Source organism: Nocardioides sp. F233, from assembly GCF_057813895.1.
In genome coordinates this window covers 1,237,676-1,256,904 of the sequence record NZ_JBVASH010000001.1, presented here as the reverse complement: position 1 = coordinate 1,256,904, position 19,229 = coordinate 1,237,676, and the positions used below count along the sequence as shown (strand labels likewise).

At 72.2% G+C, this 19,229-nt stretch carries 23 protein-coding genes; 6 read left to right on the top strand and 17 right to left on the bottom strand.

Translation table 11 applies throughout. The features are described 5' to 3' along the window. Positions 1–9: 9 nt before the first annotated feature. A complete protein-coding gene (gene mca / locus ACZYRU_RS06090; RefSeq protein WP_488956174.1) occupies positions 10–918 on the bottom strand; it encodes a mycothiol conjugate amidase Mca in 909 nt (302 codons plus the stop codon). Positions 919–950: 32 nt separating this feature from the next. Between mca and ACZYRU_RS06085 the strand changes: the two genes are divergently transcribed. Both ACZYRU_RS06085 and greA read left to right on the top strand, forming a co-directional pair. Continuing rightward, the gene (locus tag ACZYRU_RS06085) at positions 951–1,361 is read left to right on the top strand and encodes a DUF4307 domain-containing protein (protein WP_488956173.1); all 411 of its coding nucleotides are present in this window, start codon (positions 951–953) and stop codon (positions 1,359–1,361) included. 57 nt (positions 1,362–1,418) lie between these two features. Further along, positions 1,419–1,925 (top strand): transcription elongation factor GreA, encoded by a 507-nt coding sequence (greA, locus tag ACZYRU_RS06080; protein WP_179727292.1) that lies wholly within the window; start codon positions 1,419–1,421, stop codon positions 1,923–1,925. On the opposite strand, the gene ACZYRU_RS06075 is transcribed toward greA, so the two are convergent. Genes ACZYRU_RS06075 through ACZYRU_RS06060 form a run of 4 tightly spaced genes read right to left on the bottom strand, consistent with a single transcriptional unit; the run spans position 1,913 to position 5,013 of the window. Next, the gene (locus ACZYRU_RS06075) at positions 1,913–3,232 is read right to left on the bottom strand and encodes an AI-2E family transporter (protein WP_488956172.1); all 1,320 of its coding nucleotides are present in this window, start codon (positions 3,230–3,232) and stop codon (positions 1,913–1,915) included. The genes greA and ACZYRU_RS06075 overlap by 13 nt on opposite strands. Positions 3,233–3,241: 9 nt before the next feature. Continuing rightward, on the bottom strand, positions 3,242–4,423 hold the full coding sequence (locus ACZYRU_RS06070; RefSeq protein ID WP_488956171.1) for a cystathionine gamma-synthase: 1,182 nt from the start codon (positions 4,421–4,423) through the stop codon (positions 3,242–3,244). Positions 4,424–4,432: 9 nt separating this feature from the next. Then, the gene (locus tag ACZYRU_RS06065) at positions 4,433–4,807 is read right to left on the bottom strand and encodes a type II toxin-antitoxin system death-on-curing family toxin (protein WP_488956170.1); all 375 of its coding nucleotides are present in this window, start codon (positions 4,805–4,807) and stop codon (positions 4,433–4,435) included. Further along, positions 4,807–5,013, bottom strand: coding sequence for a ribbon-helix-helix protein, CopG family (locus tag ACZYRU_RS06060; protein WP_488956169.1), 207 nt, complete (start codon positions 5,011–5,013; stop codon positions 4,807–4,809). The genes ACZYRU_RS06065 and ACZYRU_RS06060 overlap by 1 nt, the downstream gene beginning before the upstream one ends. A gap of 192 nt (positions 5,014–5,205) precedes the next feature. On the opposite strand from ACZYRU_RS06060, the gene msrA reads away from it, so the two are divergent. The 3 genes from msrA (at position 5,206) to ACZYRU_RS06045 (ending at position 7,632) form a co-directional block, all read left to right on the top strand. Then, on the top strand, positions 5,206–5,850 hold the full coding sequence (msrA, locus tag ACZYRU_RS06055) for a peptide-methionine (S)-S-oxide reductase MsrA (protein WP_488956168.1): 645 nt from the start codon (positions 5,206–5,208) through the stop codon (positions 5,848–5,850). Between the two features lie 65 nt (positions 5,851–5,915). Beyond that, complete coding sequence (locus ACZYRU_RS06050; RefSeq protein ID WP_488956167.1) at positions 5,916–6,251, top strand: cupin domain-containing protein; 336 nt, start codon at positions 5,916–5,918, stop codon at positions 6,249–6,251. A gap of 37 nt (positions 6,252–6,288) precedes the next feature. Beyond that, positions 6,289–7,632: an ABC1 kinase family protein gene (locus tag ACZYRU_RS06045; RefSeq protein ID WP_488956166.1), complete on the top strand. Its 1,344-nt coding sequence runs from the start codon at positions 6,289–6,291 to the stop codon at positions 7,630–7,632. On the opposite strand, the gene ACZYRU_RS06040 is transcribed toward ACZYRU_RS06045, so the two are convergent. The 9 genes from ACZYRU_RS06040 to ACZYRU_RS06000 all read right to left on the bottom strand — a co-directional run bounded on the left by ACZYRU_RS06040 (position 7,610) and on the right by ACZYRU_RS06000 (position 16,065). Then, positions 7,610–8,341, bottom strand: a complete 732-nt coding sequence (locus ACZYRU_RS06040; RefSeq protein ID WP_488956165.1) for a VOC family protein — start codon at positions 8,339–8,341, stop codon at positions 7,610–7,612. The two genes, ACZYRU_RS06045 and ACZYRU_RS06040, sit on opposite strands and share 23 nt — an antisense overlap. Positions 8,342–8,348: 7 nt before the next feature. Beyond that, positions 8,349–8,726 (bottom strand): pyridoxamine 5'-phosphate oxidase family protein, encoded by a 378-nt coding sequence (locus tag ACZYRU_RS06035; protein WP_488956164.1) that lies wholly within the window; start codon positions 8,724–8,726, stop codon positions 8,349–8,351. Between the two features lie 16 nt (positions 8,727–8,742). After that, positions 8,743–9,522, bottom strand: coding sequence for a TSUP family transporter (locus tag ACZYRU_RS06030; protein WP_488956163.1), 780 nt, complete (start codon positions 9,520–9,522; stop codon positions 8,743–8,745). Between the two features lie 10 nt (positions 9,523–9,532). Next, positions 9,533–10,042 carry a hypothetical protein gene (locus ACZYRU_RS06025; protein WP_488956162.1) on the bottom strand — a complete coding sequence of 170 codons (510 nt, stop codon included), beginning with the start codon at positions 10,040–10,042 and terminating at the stop codon, positions 9,533–9,535. A gap of 2 nt (positions 10,043–10,044) precedes the next feature. Then, positions 10,045–11,832, bottom strand: coding sequence for an alpha/beta hydrolase (locus tag ACZYRU_RS06020; RefSeq protein ID WP_488956161.1), 1,788 nt, complete (start codon positions 11,830–11,832; stop codon positions 10,045–10,047). Beyond that, complete coding sequence (locus tag ACZYRU_RS06015; protein WP_488956160.1) at positions 11,829–12,164, bottom strand: hypothetical protein; 336 nt, start codon at positions 12,162–12,164, stop codon at positions 11,829–11,831. Before ACZYRU_RS06015 ends, ACZYRU_RS06020 begins: the two co-directional genes overlap by 4 nt. Positions 12,165–12,252: 88 nt before the next feature. Continuing rightward, positions 12,253–14,268 (bottom strand): VWA domain-containing protein, encoded by a 2,016-nt coding sequence (locus ACZYRU_RS06010; RefSeq protein ID WP_488956159.1) that lies wholly within the window; start codon positions 14,266–14,268, stop codon positions 12,253–12,255. Then, a complete protein-coding gene (locus ACZYRU_RS06005) occupies positions 14,265–14,660 on the bottom strand; it encodes an OsmC family protein (protein WP_488956158.1) in 396 nt (131 codons plus the stop codon). The genes ACZYRU_RS06010 and ACZYRU_RS06005 overlap by 4 nt, the downstream gene beginning before the upstream one ends. Continuing rightward, entirely contained in the window at positions 14,653–16,065 is a 1,413-nt protein-coding gene (locus tag ACZYRU_RS06000; protein WP_488956157.1) for a MoxR family ATPase, read from the bottom strand. Before ACZYRU_RS06000 ends, ACZYRU_RS06005 begins: the two co-directional genes overlap by 8 nt. Positions 16,066–16,117: 52 nt before the next feature. Here ACZYRU_RS06000 and ACZYRU_RS05995 point away from each other — a divergent pair, with 52 nt between their 5' ends. Next, entirely contained in the window at positions 16,118–16,954 is an 837-nt protein-coding gene (locus ACZYRU_RS05995) for an adenylate/guanylate cyclase domain-containing protein (protein ID WP_488956156.1), read from the top strand. 15 nt (positions 16,955–16,969) lie between these two features. On the opposite strand, the gene ACZYRU_RS05990 is transcribed toward ACZYRU_RS05995, so the two are convergent. The 3 genes from ACZYRU_RS05990 to ACZYRU_RS05980 are packed head-to-tail and all read right to left on the bottom strand — an operon-like array spanning position 16,970 to position 19,226. After that, positions 16,970–18,154 (bottom strand): lipid-transfer protein, encoded by a 1,185-nt coding sequence (locus tag ACZYRU_RS05990; protein ID WP_488956155.1) that lies wholly within the window; start codon positions 18,152–18,154, stop codon positions 16,970–16,972. Beyond that, the gene (locus ACZYRU_RS05985) at positions 18,151–18,612 is read right to left on the bottom strand and encodes a Zn-ribbon domain-containing OB-fold protein (RefSeq protein WP_488956154.1); all 462 of its coding nucleotides are present in this window, start codon (positions 18,610–18,612) and stop codon (positions 18,151–18,153) included. Before ACZYRU_RS05985 ends, ACZYRU_RS05990 begins: the two co-directional genes overlap by 4 nt. A 50-nt stretch (positions 18,613–18,662) precedes the next feature. Then, positions 18,663–19,226 (bottom strand): 2'-5' RNA ligase family protein, encoded by a 564-nt coding sequence (locus ACZYRU_RS05980; protein ID WP_488956153.1) that lies wholly within the window; start codon positions 19,224–19,226, stop codon positions 18,663–18,665. Positions 19,227–19,229 lie beyond the last annotated feature (3 nt).

Here is a 19,229-nt window from a genome sequence, read left to right as displayed (position 1 = left end):
ATCAGTGTGTCAGGCGTCCAGAGTGACGCCGGTGAAGAGGTCGTCCTCCGGCGTCGGTGACGCGACGTGGCTCACCACGAGCTCGAAGTCCTCGGTCGGCCAGACGTCCTGCTGCACCTCGCGCGGGATCGCGAACCAGAAGCCGTCGGGGTCGATCTGCGTGGCGTGCGCGAGCAGCGCCTGGTCGCGGACACCGAAGTAGTCCGAGCAGGGCACCCGGGTGGTGATCCGCGCGTCCCACTCGGGCTCCGGCTTCCAGTCCTTGAGGCGCTCCTCCCACGGCGACTCCAGCCCGTGGGCGAGCATCGCGTCGTGCAGCGCCTGCATCCGCGGACGGTTGAACGAGTGGTGGTAGTAGAGCTTCAGCGGCTGCCACGGCTCCCCCGCGTCCGGGAACCGCTCCGGGTCGCCGGCCGCCTCGAAGGCCTCGACGCTCACCTCGTGGCAGCGGATGTGGTCGGGGTGCGGGTAGCCGCCGCGCTCGTCGTACGTCGTCACGACGTGCGGCCGGAACTGCCGGATCTGCCGCACAAGCCGCTCGGTCGCCTCCTCGAGCGGCACCAGCCCGAAGCAGCCCTCGGGCAGCGGCGGCTTCGGGTCGCCGTCGGGCCAGCCGGAGTCGACGAATCCCAGCCAGGACTGGGAGATCCCGAGGATGTCGCGGGCCCGCTCCATCTCCTGGCGGCGCACCTCGGTGATGTTCTCGAGGATCTCGGGGCGGTCCATCTTGGGGTTGAGGATGGAGCCGCGCTCGCCGCCCGTGCAGGTGACGACGCGGACGTCGGCGCCCTGGGCGGCGTACATCGCCGTCGACGCGGCGCCCTTGCTCGACTCGTCGTCGGGGTGGGCGTGGACGTGCATCAACCGCAGCCCGGAGCGGTCGGTGGCGGGCGCGTGCGAGGTGGGCATGCGCACCATCGTAGGGATTCCCGCCATGGGACCATGGATCGGTGAGCACCTCCCCCGACAACCTGGCCCAGCGCTACGGCGCTCCGTCCCGCGGTCGTCGTACGGCGGTCGTGGTCGGCGCCGGCACGGTCGTGGTCGTCTTCCTCGGCTGGCTGCTGTGGGCGATGCTCTTCCACGCCAACCCGGCGGTCTCCTCGGAGGAGATCGGGCACGAGGTGGTCGACGACCACACGGCGACGATCCGGGTCCGGGTGACGTACGGCGACGGCCCGGTCGACGCGACCTGCGTGGCCCGCGCGATCTCCCACGACAAGGCCGTGGTCGGCGAGCAGAGCTTCACCCCCGGGCAGGACGACAAGGTCGTGCAGGAGATCACCGTGCGCACCGAGCGGCGGGCCACCACGGTCGAGTGGATCGGCTGCAAGACCTCGGGACAGACCCGCTACCGGTAGACTCGATCGTTCATGTACCCGGACGGGTACGCGAACGAGCATGTGCAGGAGCACCCCATGACGCAGACCGACCAGAGCGGCCAGAACACGATCTGGCTGACCCAGGACGCCTACGACAAGCTGCAGGCCGAGCTGGAGCACCTCCAAGGCCCCCGCCGCGCCGAGATCGTCGCCGAGATCAGTGCCGCGCGCGACGAGGGTGACCTGAAGGAGAACGGCGGCTACCACGCCGCCCGCGAGGAGCAGGGCAAGAACGAGGCCCGCATCCTCCAGCTCAAGGACATGCTCCGCCGCGCCGAGGTGGGCGAGACGCCTCCCGACGACGGTGTCGTCGAGCCCGGCATGGTCGTGACCTACAAGTTCGAGGGCGATGACGACGACGAGGCGGAGTCCTTCCTCCTCGGCGCGCGCGAGATCGACCCCGAGGGCCTGACCGTCTACTCGCCGCAGTCCCCGCTGGGCCAGGCCATCAACGGCCGCAGCAAGGGCGACACCGTGAGCTACGAGGTCAACGGCAAGACCCAGACCGTCGTGATCCTCGACGCGAAGCCCTACGCCGGCTGAGGTTCTTCCTCCGGACCGCCGGCTTCCTCCTGGGAGGCCGGCGGTTCGGTCATTTCGGCCATCTCCGCCAGGTGCAGCACGACGGCATTGGCCGCCGCGGCCAGCGGTACGGCGACCAGCGCACCCGCGATGCCCGCGACCAGCACGCCGCAGGCGATCGACAGGATCACGCCGAGCGGGTGCAGCGAGACCCAGCGGCCCAGCAGGAAGGGCTGCAGCACGTGGCCCTCGAGCTGCTGCACGCCGATCACGACGGCGAGCATCAGCAGCGCGGTGACCGGACCCTGGTCGACGAGCGCGACCAGGATCGCGACGCTGCCGGCGATGGTGGCACCGATCATCGGCACGAACGCGCCGAGGAAGACCAGCACGCCGATCGCCAGCACGAACGGCACCTTGAGGACCGCGGCGCCGATCGCGATGCCGGTGGCGTCGACGAGCGCGACCACGACGGTGGCCCGGACGAACTGGACCAGCGACAGCCAGGCCACCCGGCCCGAGCTGTCGACCCGCTCGCGCGCGGCCCGCGGGGCGATCCGGACCAGCCAGGACCAGATCCGGTCGCCGTCGGCGAGGAAGAAGTAGGTCGCGAACAGGGAGATGAAGAAGCCGGCGACGACGTGGCCGAGCGCAGCACCGACCTCGGTGACCTGGCTGATCACCTGACCGTCCTTCGACCGCTCGGTGATCACGTCCTGGGCGCTCTTGATCCAGTCGTTGATCTGCGAGTCGCTGGCGTGCAGCGGACCGTCGCGCAGCCAGTCGCGGATCTCCTGGAGCCCCTGCACGGTCGAGTCGGCCAGGTCGGTGGCGCCGGCCGCGACCTGCTGGCTCGCGAAGGTCAGCAGCGCACCGACGAGGGCGAAGCCGGTGATCACCACCACCAGCGCCGAGAGCCCGCGGGGCAGGCCGACCCGGGACACGCCGTGGACGAACGGCGCCGCCAGCGCGCTGATCAGCAGCGCCACCGCGAGCGGCACGGTGACCACCGCGAAGAATCCGACCAGCCACATCAGCAGGTAGCCGGCGCCCGCGATCAGCAGCAGCCGCCAGGCCCAGCCCGCTGCCAGGTCGAGGCCGTAGGGCACCTCCGCCCGGCGCAGGTTGGACGGACCGGTGGCGAACGACGGCGCCTCGTGCCGCCGCTCGTCCCGCTCCTCGCGCGCCAGCGCCCACTGGTGGGCGAAGCGGCGGAACAGCCGCTCCTCGCGTTCGTCCCTCTCGTCGTGCTCGGGGCCCAGCGGCGGCGCGTCCTCCGCTTCGGGCTCGGTCGCCTCTGCGGACTCGGTCGGGCCGTCGCTGGTCACCCGGTCAGGCTAGACGGTCGTGGAGAGCGCCCGGTCGAGATCGGCGAGCTGGTCCTCGGACGTCTCGATGCCGACGCTGAGCCGGATCAGGTCCGCCGGCACCTCGAGGTCGGTGCCCGCGACGCTGGCGTGGGTCATCCGGCCCGGGTGCTCGATGAGGGACTCGACGCCACCGAGCGACTCGCCCAGGGTGAAGACCTTCGTGGCCGCGCAGATCGCGAGCGCCTGCTCCTCGCCGCCCTTGACGCGGAAGGAGACCATGCCGCCGTACCGCTTCATCTGGCGCGAGGCGATCGCGTGGCCGGGGTGGTCGGCGAGGCCGGGGTAGATCACCTGGCTGACGGCCGGGTGCTTCGAGAGGAAGTCGGCGATCTTCTCGGCGTTGTCGCTGTGGCGCTCCATGCGCAGCGCGAGGGTCTTGAGGCCGCGCAGCACCAGCCACGAGTCGAACGGGCCGGCCACGCCGCCGATGGAGTTCTGGTGGAACCCGATCCGCTCGGCCAGCGCCTCGTCGTCGACCACGAGCGCGCCGCCGACCACGTCGGAGTGGCCGCCGGCGTACTTCGTCGTCGAGTGGACGACCACGTCGGCGCCGAGGGCCAGCGGCTGCTGGAGGTACGACGACGCGAAGGTGTTGTCGACGACGAGCAGCGCGCCGGCCTCGTGGGCCACCGCGGCGAGCGCCTCGATGTCGCCGATCGACAGCAGCGGGTTGGTCGGCGTCTCCACCCACACCATCCGCGTCACGCCGGGCTTGATCGCCGCGCGCACCGCGTCGACGTCGGTCACCGGCGCCGGGCTGTGCTCGACACCCCAGACCGTGGCGACCTTGTCGAAGAGGCGGAAGGTGCCGCCGTACGCGTCATTGGGCAGGACCACGTGGTCGCCCGGCTTGCACAGCGCCCGGATCAGGGTGTCCTCCGCGGCGAGCCCGGACGCGAACGCGTACCCGTGCGCACCGCCCTCGAGCGCCGCCAGGGTCGACTCCAGCGCGGTGCGCGTGGGATTGGCCGAGCGGCTGTACTCGTAGCCGTTGCGCAGTCCGCCCACGCCGTCCTGGGCGTAGGTCGAGGTCGCGTAGATGGGCGGGATCACCGCGCCGGTGGTCGGGTCGGGCGTGTAGCCGGCGTGGATGGCCCGGGTCTCGAAGCCGGCGCCGTCGAGGTGCTCGTCGATGTGGTTGTCGCTCACCGTTCGAGCCTACTCAAGGCTCGGCACGGCGCGGTCGAGCGCCGCAGCAATCTCCGCGACATCGATGGAGCCGTCAGCCACCGCCATCACGAGTCCGAAGGCATCGTCGTCCGACAGCACGGGCACGACGCCGTTGATCCGCAGGAAGACGTCGGTGGCCAACCACGCCAGGCGCTTGTTGCCGTCCACCAGCCCGTGGTTCCTGCAGATCGAGTGCAGCAGCGCCGCAGCCTTGTCGAGCAGCGTCAGGTAGGCGTCGTCGCCGAAGACCGTCGTTCGCGGTCGGGCGACCGCGGCTTCGAGCAGCCCGGCGTCACGCACCGGTCCGGCCTGGAGGTCCTCGGTCAGCGCGAGCAGGTCCTCCAGGTCGAGGTACTCGACCATCAGACCGAGCCGAGCCGGTCGAGCACCTCGCCCCAACGCTCTCGGGAGGCGGCCGATGCCGCGGCCACCCGGCTCTTGTGCTGGGTGCGCTGGTGCAGGTCGAACACGGCGCGGCGCACGACTTCCTGCTTGGACAGGCCCTGCGACGCCGCGAGCTCAGCCAACGCCGCGTCGAGCTCGGCATCCGTGCGCAGGGTGAAGGTCATGACCGTCATGGTAGTTCCCTCGGTATCGAAGTGGTACCACCCTCGTGCGCCCGACCGCCACCGCTGTCGAACGACGTTCCACGGCACCCGTCGTGACGACCTGATCCGGGCTTCTTCGTCGCCGAGCCGGTCAAGCGGGACGCTGGTGCGCCACGCGCTGCTGAGACTTGCGCCCGAGGAGACAATGGGGACATGTTCTCCCGCCGCAAGACCGAGATGGTCGACCCCGCCGAGGCACTGCCCGGCCGCACCACCCCGGCGTTCCCCCTCTCCGCGCAGCACGAGGTGCTCAACACCCCGCTCGTCACCGACGACGTCCCCGACGGCCTCGAGGTCGCGGTCTTCGGCCTCGGCTGCTTCTGGGGAGCCGAGGAGATCTACTGGCAGGTGCCGGGCGTGTGGTCGACCTCGGTCGGCTACGCCGGCGGGGTCAGCCCGAACCCGACGTACGAAGAGGTCTGCAGCGGCCGCACCGGCCACACCGAGGCCGTCCGGATCGTCTTCGACCCCGACCAGGTCTCGTACGCCGACCTGGTCAAGCAGTTCTTCGTCGTCCACGACCCCACCCAGGGCATGCGGCAGGGCAACGACGTCGGCACCCAGTACCGCTCCGCGATCTACTTCACGTCGCCCGAGCAGGAGCAGACCGCCCGCGAGCTGACCAAGGTGTACGGCGACGAGATCGCCCGCCGCGGCTACGGCGAGATCACCACCGAGATCGAGCCGGCCGGTGCGTACTACTACGCCGAGCCGCACCACCAGCAGTACCTCCACAAGGTGCCGAACGGCTACCGCTGCCACGCGAACACCGGGATTGCGTTCCCGGAGACCGCCTGAGCACGGCGACAGCCTGACCCGTCCGGGCCATGGTCACGACCGCCGTGCGGTGCGATGGTCGGGGGATGGCCGAGGACCCGGTGACGAGCAACCCGGACCACTACGCGGTGGTCTTCGAGAACGACCGTGTGCGGGTGCTGGAGTACCGCGACGATCCTGGTGCGCGGACGACGCCACACGCCCACCCGGACAGCGTCATGTACACGCTGTCGTCGTTCCGCCGCCGGTTGGTCGCGGGCGACCAGCAGCGCGAGGTGGAGATGGCGGCCGGCACGGTGGGGTGGCTGCCGGCGCAGGAGCACCACGGCGAGAACATCGGGGACACCCCCACCCACGTGCTGTTCGTGGAGCTCAAGGAGCCCGCCTCCGGCAGCGGGGACAGCACGCTCGGGCCCGCGTGAGGCTGGCCCCGGTTGCCCCATGCCCGACAATGGGGCCATGGCTGACCTTCCCCGGAAGGCCGCGGCGCGCACTGCGCGGCTCGCGGCGCTCCCCCTCGGGTACGCCGGCCGCACGGCGCTCGGGTTCGGGAAGCGCCTGGGCGGGGCGGCTCCCGAGGCGGTGATGAGCGAGATCCAGCAGCGGACGGCGGAGCAGCTGTTCCGGACGCTGGGCGAGCTCAAGGGTGGCGCGATGAAGTTCGGGCAGGCGCTGAGCGTGCTCGAGTCGGCGCTGCCGGAGGAGATGGCGGCGCCGTACCGCGAGCAGCTCACGCGGCTCCAGGACTCCGCTCCCCCGATGCCCACCCAGACGGTGCGCAACATCCTCACCGAGGACCTCGGCGCGGACTGGAAGGAGCGCCTGGTCTGGCTCGACGGGGCGCCGACGGCGGCCGCGAGCATCGGGCAGGTCCACGAAGGCAGGTGGTACGACGGCCGCCGGGTCGCGGTGAAGGTCCAGTACCCCAACGCCGGCGACGCGCTGATGGCCGACCTGCGCACCCTGGCCCGGGCGGCGCGGGCGATCGGGCCGCTCATCCCGGGCGTCGACATGAAGCCGCTCGTCGAGGAGGTCCAGGCCCGGGCCCGCGAGGAGCTCGACTACGACCTCGAGGCCGAGGCCCAGCGGGAGTTCGCGCAGGCGTTCCGCGACGACCCGCACATCGTCGTCCCCGACGTCGTCGCGGTCGGTCCCCGCGTCCTGGTCACCGAGTGGCTCGACTCTGCAGGCTCGCTGGCGTCGGTCATCGCCCACGGCACGCCGCAGGAGCGCGACCACTACGGCGAGATCTTCACGCGGTTCCTGTTCTCCGGGCCGGCCCGCACCGGCCTGCTCCACGCCGACCCGCACCCCGGCAACTTCCGGGTGATCCCCCACGACGACGGGACGCCGGGCCGGATCGGCGTGCTCGACTACGGCGCCGTGGCCCGGCTCCCGCAACGCGGACTGCCCGCGCCGATGGGCCGCCTGATCACCCACTGCGCGGCGGGTGACGGTGACGCGCTGATCTCCGAGCTGCGTGCGGAGGGCTTCCTCAAGGACCGGATCCGGATCGAGCCCGAGCTGCTCATGGACTACCTCGCGCCGTTCGTCGACCCCACCCTGGTCGAGCGGTTCCGGTTCAGCCGGGAGTGGATGCGCGAGCAGTTCCAGCGGATCAACAACCCCAAGGACCCGGCCTACACGGTGAGCATCAAGCTCAACCTGCCGCCGTCGTACGTCCTCATCCACCGCACCTGGCTCGGCGGTCTCGGTGTGCTCAGCCAGCTCGAGGCCGAGGCGCCGTTCCGCGCGATCATGCAGGAGTTCCTGCCCGGCTTCACCCCGGCGCCACGTCCGTGAGGCAGTAGGCCCGGCCGTTCGGATCGGTCAGCACCGTCCAGTGCCGGTGCTGCGCGAGCACCCGCGCACCGAGGCCGAGGTGCCGCTCCGTCTCCGCGGCGCGATCGGTGGTCCCCCAGTCGAGGTGCGCGCGCACCTCACCCGTGTCGTCGGCGCCGAGGCGCTGGAGCAGCAGGCCGAGCGGCTGACCGGTGGGAGCGTCGAGCACGTGGAACTCGTCGGCGACCACGGAGCGACGTGGCCCCAGGCCGGTGACGGCGGCCCAGAACCCCAGCTCCCTGTCGTACGACGCCCGCGGCACGTCGATCGCCACCTGCCGCACCCGCGACGCGGATCCGTGGGCGTGCACCGTGGCCTTCGGGCACACGGAGGCGGCGTGGTCGACGAAGCAGAACACGAAACCGGCGGGTGAGGCCATCACGACGTACCCGCGATCGGCGACGATCGTCGCGCCCGCCACCCGCGCGGCATCGGCCGCGGCCAACGGGTCGCTGACGTGGAGGTCGAGGTGGATCCGGTCGGCGCCGGCGTGGCGGCGCTGCACCTTGAGGTACGGGTCGCCGTCGGGCGGCAGCAGCGAGGCGAACTCGTCGTGCGCGCCGCGCGGCGGCGAGACGGCGTACCCGGTCGCCTCCTGCCAGAAGCCCACCGTCTCCTGGTGGTGCGCCGGGGCGCTGTCGAGGAAGGCGGTGATCCAGAACGGGTGCATCGGTTGGTCAGCCGCCGACCGGGGCGCAGTCGTGGCCGCAGCCCTCGGGCGGGAGCGGGCCGTCGGCGTGGGCGGCGGGCCGGTGCAGCACCGCGGCGGTGGCGGTGACGACGACGTCCTCGCCGTCGGCCGTGGCGTGGCCGTCGACGAGCAGGGTGTAGCCGTGGCGCTCCTGCGGCGGGAACACCACCGTCACCGCGGGGTTCTCGGCCAGGTTGCGCAGCGTGCCCCTGCCCGGACCGGCGATCCGCAGGCTGCCGTCGTCGCCTGCCACCGGGTCGACGGTCACGACCTTCACCTGCGGGGAGGACGTCGTCAGCAGGTAGCCGCTGTCGAAGTCGGCCAGGGCCTGGCGCAGGTCCGCGGGATCCACCGGGATGCTCATGGGGTCAGGTTATGTGTCACCAGAGCCCGAGCACACCGCCGCCGATGCGTACGACGAACGCAGACACCACCGCGATGAAGAACAGCCGCACGAACCGCGAGCCGCGGGCGACGGCGGTGCGGGCCCCGAGGTACCCGCCGACCAGGTTGCAGGCGCCCATCATCAGGCCGACGTCCCAGAGCACGGCGCCGCGCGGCACGAAGAGCAGCAGCGCGCCGAGGTTGGTCGCGAAGTTGGCGAGCTTGGCCTTGGCCGAGGCCTGGAGGAAGTCGTAGCCGAGCAGTCCGACGAGGGCGAAGACGAAGAAGCTGCCCGTGCCCGGACCGAGGATCCCGTCGTAGAAGCCGATCACGAACCCGACGCCCGCCGCGGCAGCCAGGTGCCGGTGGCCGGCGAACCGGAGCGCGGTCTGCTCGCCGAGCTCGGGGCGGAGCAGGACATAGCCGCCGACCACGACCAGCGCCACCAGCACGATCGGCTCGAACGCGTCGCGCGGGATGTGCGAGGCCAGCAGGGCGCCGGAGAACGCACCGGTCAGCGCGAGCGCCATCAGCGGGAGTGCGGTGCGCAGGTCCGGGCCGATCCGGCGGTAGTAGGTGACCGAGCTGGCGGCCGTACCGCACACCGAGGCGATCTTGTTGGTCGCGAGGACCTGGACCGGGCTCGCGCCCGGCAGACCGAGCAGGATCGCGGGGAGCTGGACCAGTCCCCCGCCGCCGACCACGGCGTCGACGAACCCGGCCGTGAGGGCAGCCAGCGCGAGCAGTGCGATGACGGTCAGGCTGAGGTCCCCCACGGCCGCGACTCTACGAGGACCAGGTGAGGCCGACCTTCGGGCGGTCGTCGTACTCCTCGGCGACCTTCCGCGACGTCTCGATGCAGTCCGACCCGAGGTCGACCTGGACCTGGGCGGGCGCGATCTGGAGGTCCAGCACCAGGTCGCCCTTGGTGGCGCTGAGCGCCACTTGGTTGTCCGGGTCCTCGACCGTCCAGCCGTCGGCTTCGAGCAGGTCGACGGCTGCGGCCGTCGCCTTCTCCTGGGTCAGCTCGCCCGAGGAGCCGAAGTGCACGAAGTCGTTCAGCACGACGCCGCCTGGCGCGAGGTCGTCGCCGCAGATGGTGAAGGACCGGCTGCCCTCGGCGCCGCTCAGCACGAGCGCGTCAGCGATGTCGTGCAGGACGCCGGCCCGGGCGTCGTCCGCCGCCTGGACGACGTCGTCGACCGCGGTGCGCTCCGCCTCGTCGTCGCAGCCGGTCAGACCGACGGCGAGCAGGAGGGCAAGGGGCAGTGCCAGTGCGTTCCCGAGAAGGCGCATGCTCACAGCCTCCCACCGAGCTTCGAGTGCTCCCACGACCACGTGGCGGCGTCGGCGAGTCCCTCCGCGGCGGTCGCGCCGCTGGCCGCGACAAGGAGCTCGGGCAGGGTGAGGTGCTCGCCGCCGGGGGCGCCGCGTGGAGGTTGCTCGCTGACCTCGTCGTCGGCATCGGCGACGACATGGGCGACATTGGCGAGCGACGTGCCGGTGAAGTACGACGTGTGGTTGTGGAGCAGCTCCTCGGCCCGCAGGTCGCCGTCCCCGGTCTCGAACCGGGTGCCACCGAAGGCGGTGTCGGCCGGGTCGTGGCCGAGCACGCCGAGACCGCCGCGGTCGCTGCTTCCGACCAGGGACACCGGGTCGTGGTCCTTGCTGCCGACCCAGACGTCGGCGTCGGTGAGTGCGCCTGCGGTGTCGGCCGGGACGCCCGGGCTGCCGAGCAGGACGGCGTCGTCGACGGGGAGTCCGTCGGCCAGGGCGTGCCCGACCGCCGTGGAGCCGTAGCTGTGGCCGATCGCGGTGAGGTGGGCCGGCGGGCCCTGGTCGGAGCCGCGGACGCCGTCGATGAAGTCACCGAACCGCTCCCCGCCCGCCTCGGCCTTGCCGGTGAGGGCGACGCTGTCGAAGTCGGCCTGCCCGAGCGGGTCGAGCGGATCGAGCGGGTTGCCGCTCGGGGCGTCGTAGTCGGCCCAGTACACGGTCGCGACGCTGCCCCGGTCCTCCTTGACCGCTGCCAGGTGCAGGTCATGGGTCTTGTCGAGGTTGCCGCCGATGCTGGAGGTGTCGGTGGTCAGGCCGGGCACGTTGACCGAGACGTGGTCGGCGGTGTCGGGATCACCGAAGCTGACCGCCACGCCGCCGTCACCGGAGTGCAGGTCCGGGGTGAAGGCGAGCAGCTTGACGAGGTGGGCGCCGGCGTCGTCGGTCCTGTCGGCGTGCTCGTCGAGGGCGTGGTCCACGGACCTCGCGTTGTCGAGCACCCGTTCCTCCTTGCCGGTGAGCTGGTCGTCCTCGTCCCGCTGTCGGTAGAAGTCGAGGTCGCGGGCGAGTCCGCCCCGGTTGGCCTCGTCGCGGTCGGCCATGGGCACCCCGCCGGTGTTGCCGACCAGCCCGGGGTGCTCGGTGGTGAGCGCCTCCTGCTCGGCGCGCCGGAGACCACGCCACCAGGCGGCCAGTGCGACCGGGTCACCCGCGAGCCGGCGCAGCTGCCGGGTGAGGTTGCCCGTGTGCGGTCGAGCGGGATCGGATGCCGCCGTCCGGCCCTCGGAGACGCTGTCGACGCCCCTGAGGGCGGCGACGACGTCGGCCTCGGCCCTGGCCCGGGCGGTCTTCCAGGCGTCGATCCGGTCCCGCAACGCGGACGCCCGACGGTGGAGCACGTCGGCACGCTCCCGGAACTCGACGAGCCGGCTGTCGTCGGTCGCGGCGGCGACCTCGGCGACCAACGCGTCGATCTGCTCGTTGATCTCGGCCCGGTCGGCGTTGATCCGGGTACGTCGCACGAACAGCCGGCCCAGCCGGGCAGCGAACCGGTCGGCTGCGGTGACGGCCTTGTCGAGCGCGGCCTCGGCGGCGTCGAGGCGGACGGCCACCTGGGTGGCGGCGTGGTCGTGGGCCACGGCGGTGTCGCCCTCCCAGGCAGGAGCGGCGATCGAGGCGGCCCAGCCCTGGACGTTCTTGACGGCGATCGCCGCCGCGCGCAGGTCGGTGGCGAGGTCCTGGGCACCCGCGGGCGTCGAGGTCAGCTGGGGACAGGGCGGCACCTGGGCAGGGACGTAGACGAGTGTCACGGCCAGCCCACCTCCCCCACGGCCGCGTCGCGCTCGGCCCACGGGAGCAGCACGCGCAGCCGCTCGGCCTGCGCCTGGTCGACGAGCACGAGGAGTCGTCGGAAGAAGACGAACTCGTCGGCGTACCCCTGCGCCCGCCGGGCGACGGCCTTGACCTCGTCGACCCAGGGGTCGGCGAAGGCCGTGACCACCGCGGCGACGGCGTCGGAGAGGTCGGAGGTCGAGACCTTGGCGAGGCGGCGCCAGGCGCCGTCGAGCTCGTCGGCGGCCTGGTCCCAGCGGTCGCGGGCGGCCTTGAGGACGGCGTACGGGACATCGAGGGTGATCGTCATGCAGGTCCGGCTGCCCGACGTGCCCGGCCGGGAAACGACGGGTTCCGGTTGTCCACAGGGCCCCGGAATCCCCGCTCAGAACGGGGCGTCAGCCCACCCAGAAGCCGCGCGAACCGAACCAGTCGCCGTACGTCCCCGGCCCGGAGCCACGTCCGCCCGTGCCGCCACGACGAGATCCGAGGTACGAGCCGACGACCGCAGCACCCAGGTCGTCGGACTCGGGAGCGATCACGGAGCCCTCGACGCGGCGGGCCATCGACTCGATGAACCGGGCCAGGCCGGGGTCCTCGCCGAGGCGGAAGAAGGTCGTCTGCGCGCCGAGCCGGCGGGCGTTGTCGAGCTCGCGTACGGCGAGCGCGATGGTCATCGGGTGCGGCGGGTAGGAGAAGAAGACGTCGCCGCTCGACTCCAGGTGGGAGGTCGGCTCGCCGTCGGTGACGATCAGCAGCACCGGCTGGGCGTTGGGGTGCTTGCGGAAGTGCCGGTTGGCCAGCAGCAGCGCGTGGTGGAGGTTGGTGCCCTTCGCCCAGCGCGCGTCGAGGGCGGTGAGCTCCTCGATCCGCATGGTCTGGGCGTGCCGCCCGAAGCCGATCAGCTCCAGGCTGTCGCCACGGAAGCGCGATCCGATGAGGGTGTGCAGCGCGAGCGCGGTCTGCTTCATCGGCACCCAGCGGCCGTCCATCGCCATCGAGAACGACGTGTCGACGCACAGCGCGACTGCGGCCTGGGTGCGGGCCTCGGTCTCGGCGACCTCGACGTCGTCGATCGACAACAGGCGGCCACCGGGATCGCCGGCGCGACGCAGGACACCGTTGAGCATGGTGCGGGGCAGGTCCCACGGCTCGGTGTCGCCGAACTCCCAGGCCCGGGTCGCACCGGACAGGTCGCCGGCCGCGCCGGCTTGGCGTACGTCGCGCTGGCCCTGCCGGCCGGACATCTTCTGGGCGACGTCGCGCAGCAGCGCCTTTCCGAGCTGGCGCATCGCCTTGGGCGTGAGTCGCAGCTCGCCGTCGAAGCCGCGCTCCATCGCCCCGGACTCGCGCAGTGCCTTCTCGAGCTCCTGGAGCTTGCGGGCGTCGACGGCGGCCTCGTTGCCGAGCTGGCGGGCGAGCTTGTCGAGGTCGACGTCGTCGAGCCGGGCGCCGCCGTACCCCTGAGCGAGCTGGTCGGCCAGCGCGTCCAGGTCGGCCAGGTCCTGGAGCACGCCGGTGCCGTCGCCGAGGCCGAGCCCCTGCTCGCCGTTGCCGAACTGCTCCGAGCCGCCCCAGTCCTCGCCGGGGCGCAGTGACATGAGGTTCGCATCGAGCCGGTCGAGCTGCTCCATCAGCGCGGGCGAGCCGAACGCCTGGGCGGAGAGCTGCATCAGCTCGGCGCGCTGCTCGGCGCTCATCGAGCTGAGCATCCGCTGCGCGGCGGCGGAGCGCTGGGCGAGGGTGTCGAGGAGCTCGTCGATGTCCTGCGGGTTCTCGGGGAAGTGCTGGCCGTGCCTGGCCATGAACTCCTCGAAGTCCTCGGGGGTGTCCTCGCCGCGGGCGTGCTTCTCGAGCAGCTCGTTGAGGTCGCCGAGCATCTCGTTGATCGCCTGCCGGTCCTCGTCGGTGGCGTTCTCGAGGGCCTGCTTCATGCCGGCGAAGCGCTGGTCGAGGAGCTCGCGGCCGAGCAGGTCCTTGATCTGCTCGAAGGCCTCGCGCGCCTCGCGGGACTGCCAGTCGTAGTCGCCGAGCTCGGTGACGGCAGCGGCGGGCGAGTCGGGCAGGTTCTGCAGCCGCATCTCGCGGAAGGCGCGGTCGCCGTCGTCCATCATCACGTCGCGGGCCAGCTGCTTGCGCTCCTCGAGGACCGCCTTGTCCAGCAGCTCGCGCACCTCGTCGAGGGTGCCGTCGAGGTTGTGCCGCTGCAGCAGGTCGCGGCGACGCTCGGCCACCCGGCGGGCGAGGTCGTCGAGGCCGGCCTGGTCCTGGCCGCCGCGGCGCAGGAACTCCCGCATCGCGCGCTCGGGGCTGTAGCCGGCCATCACGTCCTGGCCGATGGCGTCCAGCGCCTCGGCGATGTCGACCGGCGGGGCGAGCGGGTCGCCGCCGTCGTACCGGCGGTAGCGGCTCACTGCTCGCTCCTTCGCACGTCGGCCCCGGCGCGCAGCGCACGCGGGATCTCGGCCACCTCGTCGACCACCTCGAGCAGCAGCTGCACCGTCTCCGAGGGAGCGGTGGTGTCGAGGGCGATGTCGTAGCTGATCCCGGTGGAGGTCCACACGTCGTCGAAGCCGCCGTCGGCGGTCACGGCGACCCCGTGGACGGGTACGTCGAGCCGGCGGGCCTCGCGGTAGGTGTCGTTGAGCACGCACAGCGCCACGGCGAGGTGGAGCACCTGGGCGCCGTTGGTCGCGGGCCCGGCGAGCACGCCCTCCTCGGTCCAGGCGTGCGGGAGCACGACCCCCTCACCCTGACGGAGGGTGCCGGAGGAGACCCGCACGCCGAACGGGGAGGGATCAGCCATAGATCGTCTCCGTGCCGTCGGAGTCCTTGCCGATCTTGCGGGCGAGGAACAGGCCCTCGAGCGCGAGCTCGATCGCGGCCGCCCGCTCGCCGTCGGTGCGGCCGCCGCCGGTGCCGTTCACCCGCTCGCACACCTGGTCGTAGAGGTCGGACTCGCCCAGCACCGGCAGGCCGGACAGGACGTCGCGGGCGGTGACCGCGCCGCCGGTGGTGACCGTGGCGCCCTCCTCGATGGCGTCGACGAGCAGCGCGAAGTCGAGGCCGCGGAGCTTCTCGCGGACGGTCTCGGCGGTCGCCGTACGCAGCAGGTGGGTGAGGATCTCGGACTCGCGGCCCTCCTCGCCGGACTCGAACTCGATCTTGCCGCCGAGCACGTCGACCGCGGTCTCGAGGTCGACGACCCGGGCGACGGCGCGGTCCTCGCCCTGGATGGTGGCGCGACGCAGGGCCGCGGCCGCGATGGTCTCGGCGCCGGCGATCGCGAAGCGGGCCGAGACGCCGGAGCGCTGGTCGACGGCGCTGGACTCGCGCAGGTTGCGGGTGAACCGGGCGAGGATCTCGACCAGGAAGTCGGGGACGTCGACCCGGTCGGGCAACAGGTCGGCCTCCTGCCGGACCACGGCGATCTCGGCGGCGAGGGCCTTCGGGTAGTGGGTGCGGATCTCGGCGCCGAAGCGGTCCTTGAGCGGCGTGATGATCCGGCCGCGGTTGGTGTAGTCCTCGGGGTTGGCGGAGGCGACGACGAACACGTCGAGCGGCAGCCGCAGGACGTAGCCGCGGATCTGGATGTCGCGCTCCTCCATCACGTTGAGCATCGCGACCTGGATCCGCTCGGCGAGGTCGGGGAGCTCGTTGATGGCGACGATGCCGCGGTGGGAGCGAGGAATCAGGCCGAAGTGGATGGTCTCCGGGTCGCCGAGCGAGCGGCCCTCGGCGACCTTCATCGGGTCGACGTCGCCGATCAGGTCGGCCACGCTGGTGTCGGGCGTGGCCAGCTTCTCGGCGTACCGCTCCTCGCGGTGACGCCAGGAGATCCGCAGGTCGTCGCCGTACGACGCCACGGCGGCCTTCGACGTCACGGTGACCGGGTCGAAGGGGTGCTCGCCGAGCTCGGACCCGGAGATGACGGGGGTCCACTCGTCGAGCAGACCGACCAGGGTGCGCAGCAGCCGGGTCTTGCCCTGGCCGCGCTCGCCGAGCAGGACGACGTCGTGGCCGGCGATGATCGCGCGCTCGAGCTGCGGGATGACCGTGTCCTCGAAGCCGTGCAGACCGGGCCAGGGGTCCTCCCCCGCCGCGAGCCGGGCCAGCAGGTTGTCGCGCAGCTCGGCGCGCAGGTGCTTGTGCTGGTGGCCGGAGGCGCGCAGCTCGCCGAGGGTGGAGATCGTCGGAGCCGAAGTGGTCACCGTCTCACGCTACTGCGGCCCGCAAGAGGTTTCCTGGCCCTAGTCTTCGAACGTGGCGATCGTCGTCGGGGTCCTGTGCGTCGTGGTGGTCGGCCTGCTCGGCCTCGTCCTCGCCTTCGCCCGCGACCGGGGGCAGCTGCAGCGCCAGCTCGCCGACACCCGGGCCCACGTCGCCCAGCTCGAGTCGGACCTCGACGCGGCGCTGCGGCCGCCGCCGCCGAGCAACTCGGCCGAGCGCGCCGTACGACGGGTGATCCGGACCGCCTCGAAGGTCCGCTCCCACGGCATCACCGGGCTGATCCAGAGCACCGTCGAGGACCTGCAGACCTGGGCCAGCGACGACGAGCGGGCCGACATCCTCAACATGGCCGCCTCGGACGGCACGGTCACCCTGTTCTTCTCCGACATCGAGGAGTCGACGCCGCTCAACGACCGGCTCGGCGACGCGACGTGGGTCAAGGTGCTGGCCGCGCACGACCGGGTGCTGCGCGCGCAGATCGAGAGGTACCGCGGCCAGGTCGTGAAGACCGCCGGCGACGGGTTCATGGTCGCCTTCCGCGACAGCGAGGCCGCCTGCCGCGCGGCGCTCGGCATCCAGCGCGACCTGCCGCGCGACGTCACCCTGCGCCGGTACGGGCCGATCCTGGTCCGGATCGGCATCCACACCGGCCAGGTGGTCGCCCGCGACGGCGACTACTTCGGCCGCAACGTGGCCATGGCGGCCCGGGTGGCCAACCTCGCCCACGGTGGCGAGATCCTCGCCAGCGACGCCGTCCGCGAGACGCTCGACGAGGACGCCGCCCTCACCCTCGTGGAGCGGGACGCGGTGGAGCTCAAGGGACTCGCCGGCGAGCACGTGGTCTGGGAGATCCTCCCGCCGGCGAGCTGATTCCTCGCTCCGCGATCAGACGGAGAGGATCACCGACGAGCCGTGGCCGAACAGGCCCTGGTTGGCGGTGATGCCGACCTTCGCTCCCTCGACCTGACGGCCCTCGGCGCGTCCCTGGAGCTGCCAGGTGAGCTCGCAGACCTGCGCGATCGCCTGCGCGGGGACGGCCTCGCCGAAGCACGCCAGACCACCGGACGGGTTGACCGGGATCCGGCCGCCGAGGGTGGTGTCGCCGGCGCGGAGCAGGGCCTCGGCCTCGCCGCGCTTGCACAGCTGCAGGTCCTCGATCCAGTCCAGCTCAAGCGCGGTCGAGAGGTCGTAGACCTCGGCGACGTCGACGTCGGAGGGGTCGATGCCGGCCTCCTCGTACGCCGCCTGGCCGATCGACTCCTTGAACGTGCGCTCCGGCACGCCGGTGAGGGCCGACGAGTCGGTGGCGAGCAGCGGCATGTCGATGACCGTGTTCGGGAAGGTCGGGGTGACCGTCGAGACGGCGGCCACCGTGACCGGCGCGGTGATGCCGTGCTTCTTGGCGTACTCCGCGCTGGTCAGCACGACCGCGGCGGCGCCGTCGGAGGTGGCGCAGATGTCGAGCAGGTGCAGCGGGTCGGAGACCATCGGCGAGGCGAGGACCTCCGCCACCGACGACTCCTTGCGGAACCGGGCGTAGGGGTTGTTCAGGCCGTGCCGGGCGTTCTTGACCTTGACCTGGGCGAAGTCCTCGGACGTGGCGCCGTAGAGGTCCATCCGGCGGCGGGCGTAGAGGGCGAAGTACGCCGGGTTGGTCATGCCGAGCAGCCGGAACCGCAGCCAGTCGGGGTCGTTCCAGCGCTCACCGGCGTTGGGGGCGAGGAAGCCCTTGGGCGTGGTGTCGGCGCCGACGACGAGGGCGACCTCGCTCATGCCGGCCAGGATCCGGGCCCGGGCGGTGTCGATGGCCTGGGCGCCGGTCGCGCAGGCGGCGTACGACGTCGCGATCCGCGCGCCGTTCCAGCCCAGGGCCTGGGCGAAGGTGGAGCCGGCCACGTAGCCGGCGTACCCGTTGCGGACGGTCTCGCCGCCGACGACGAGGTCGACGTCGGCCCAGGCGATGCCGGAGTCCTTGAGGGCCTCGCGGGCGGCGTGCACGCCGTACTCCGTGAAGTTGCGGCCCCACTTGCCCCAGGGGTGCATGCCCGCACCCGCGATGACGACGCTCATGCGCTCACTTCCTGTCCGGCCACGGGCTTCCAGCGGTAGATGGTGCGCTCCCCGGTCTCGTCGACGTTGAGCGTCTCGACGACCAGGTCGACCTCGGTGCCGACCGTCAGGTCGGCGACGCCGAAGCCGTCGGCCACCTGGCCGAGCACGACGATCCCCTCGGGCAGCTCGACCGCGGCCAGCGCGAACGGCTGGAAGGGGTCGGTCGGCGCGACGTACGGCGCGGGGGGCTGGTACTGCGCGTCGGTGTAGGACCACACCCGGCCGCGCCGCGAGAGCTCGGCGGTGTCGTGCTCGGTGCCGTCGCAGGCGGGGTTGCGGCAGTAGAAGGCTGCCGCGCCGGCGTCGCTGGACACCGGCGGGAACACGACGTTGCTGCACGCGGTGCAGCGGGAGGCGAGGAGCCGGGGCTCGTCGCCGGTGGTGAACCAGCCCTCGATGACGGGGGTCGCGGTCATGGAAGCTCCCTGAAAATAGAACGTGTTCCTATTCTACCGGGAACAGGCGGTCAGCCGGTGCGGAAGTCCCGGCCACCGAAACCGTCGAGGCCGAACGGGATCCGGTACGCCGTCTCCGCTCGCGCCTCGCCCCCGAACCAGCGGGTACGGACCAGGTCGACGTCCTCGACCAGCCAGCTGGTGCCGGCGAGCTCACCCAGGACGTCGGTCCCGGTGCCGATCCCGGCCAGTGTCCCCGAGCCGACCACGACAGCTGGCCGGAAGGCGCGCCGGTCGACGAGGACGCGAATGCCCTGCGCCGCGATCCCGACCGCCCGAGCGACCTCCGAGAGCGCCGCGAGGTCACCGTCGAGCCGGACCGTCACGTCCTCGCCCTGGACCTCGACCGCGACCGGCCGCACGACGACGGGCTCGAGGTCGGACAGGCACTCCGCCAGGAGCCCGGCGAACCGGTGGGCGTCGTCGTCCACGACGTTGCCCAGCCCCGCGATCGGTACGTCGACCCGGTCCGGCTCCACCGGCCGGATCCCCGGCAGCCGGGCCAGCCGGTCTCCGAGTGCGCGCAACCGCTCCACCACCTCGGTCGGCGGGACGAACGCGGCGCGCAGCATCATGGG

Coding starts and splice junctions, on each gene's coding strand:
- mca (WP_488956174.1), bottom strand. CDS start 918: ATGGTGCGCATGCCCACCTCGCACGCGCCCGCCACCGACCGCTCCGGG.
- greA (WP_179727292.1), top strand. CDS start 1,419: ATGACGCAGACCGACCAGAGCGGCCAGAACACGATCTGGCTGACCCAG.
- ACZYRU_RS06065 (WP_488956170.1), bottom strand. CDS start 4,807: ATGGTCGAGTACCTCGACCTGGAGGACCTGCTCGCGCTGACCGAGGAC.
- ACZYRU_RS06060 (WP_488956169.1), bottom strand. CDS start 5,013: ATGACCTTCACCCTGCGCACGGATGCCGAGCTCGACGCGGCGTTGGCT.
- msrA (WP_488956168.1), top strand. CDS start 5,206: ATGTTCTCCCGCCGCAAGACCGAGATGGTCGACCCCGCCGAGGCACTG.
- ACZYRU_RS06050 (WP_488956167.1), top strand. CDS start 5,916: ATGGCCGAGGACCCGGTGACGAGCAACCCGGACCACTACGCGGTGGTC.
- ACZYRU_RS06045 (WP_488956166.1), top strand. CDS start 6,289: ATGGCTGACCTTCCCCGGAAGGCCGCGGCGCGCACTGCGCGGCTCGCG.
- ACZYRU_RS06040 (WP_488956165.1), bottom strand. CDS start 8,341: ATGCACCCGTTCTGGATCACCGCCTTCCTCGACAGCGCCCCGGCGCAC.
- ACZYRU_RS06035 (WP_488956164.1), bottom strand. CDS start 8,726: ATGAGCATCCCGGTGGATCCCGCGGACCTGCGCCAGGCCCTGGCCGAC.
- ACZYRU_RS06025 (WP_488956162.1), bottom strand. CDS start 10,042: ATGCGCCTTCTCGGGAACGCACTGGCACTGCCCCTTGCCCTCCTGCTC.
- ACZYRU_RS06015 (WP_488956160.1), bottom strand. CDS start 12,164: ATGACGATCACCCTCGATGTCCCGTACGCCGTCCTCAAGGCCGCCCGC.
- ACZYRU_RS06005 (WP_488956158.1), bottom strand. CDS start 14,660: ATGGCTGATCCCTCCCCGTTCGGCGTGCGGGTCTCCTCCGGCACCCTC.
- ACZYRU_RS05990 (WP_488956155.1), bottom strand. CDS start 18,154: ATGAGCGTCGTCATCGCGGGTGCGGGCATGCACCCCTGGGGCAAGTGG.
- ACZYRU_RS05985 (WP_488956154.1), bottom strand. CDS start 18,612: ATGACCGCGACCCCCGTCATCGAGGGCTGGTTCACCACCGGCGACGAG.
- ACZYRU_RS05980 (WP_488956153.1), bottom strand. CDS start 19,226: ATGATGCTGCGCGCCGCGTTCGTCCCGCCGACCGAGGTGGTGGAGCGG.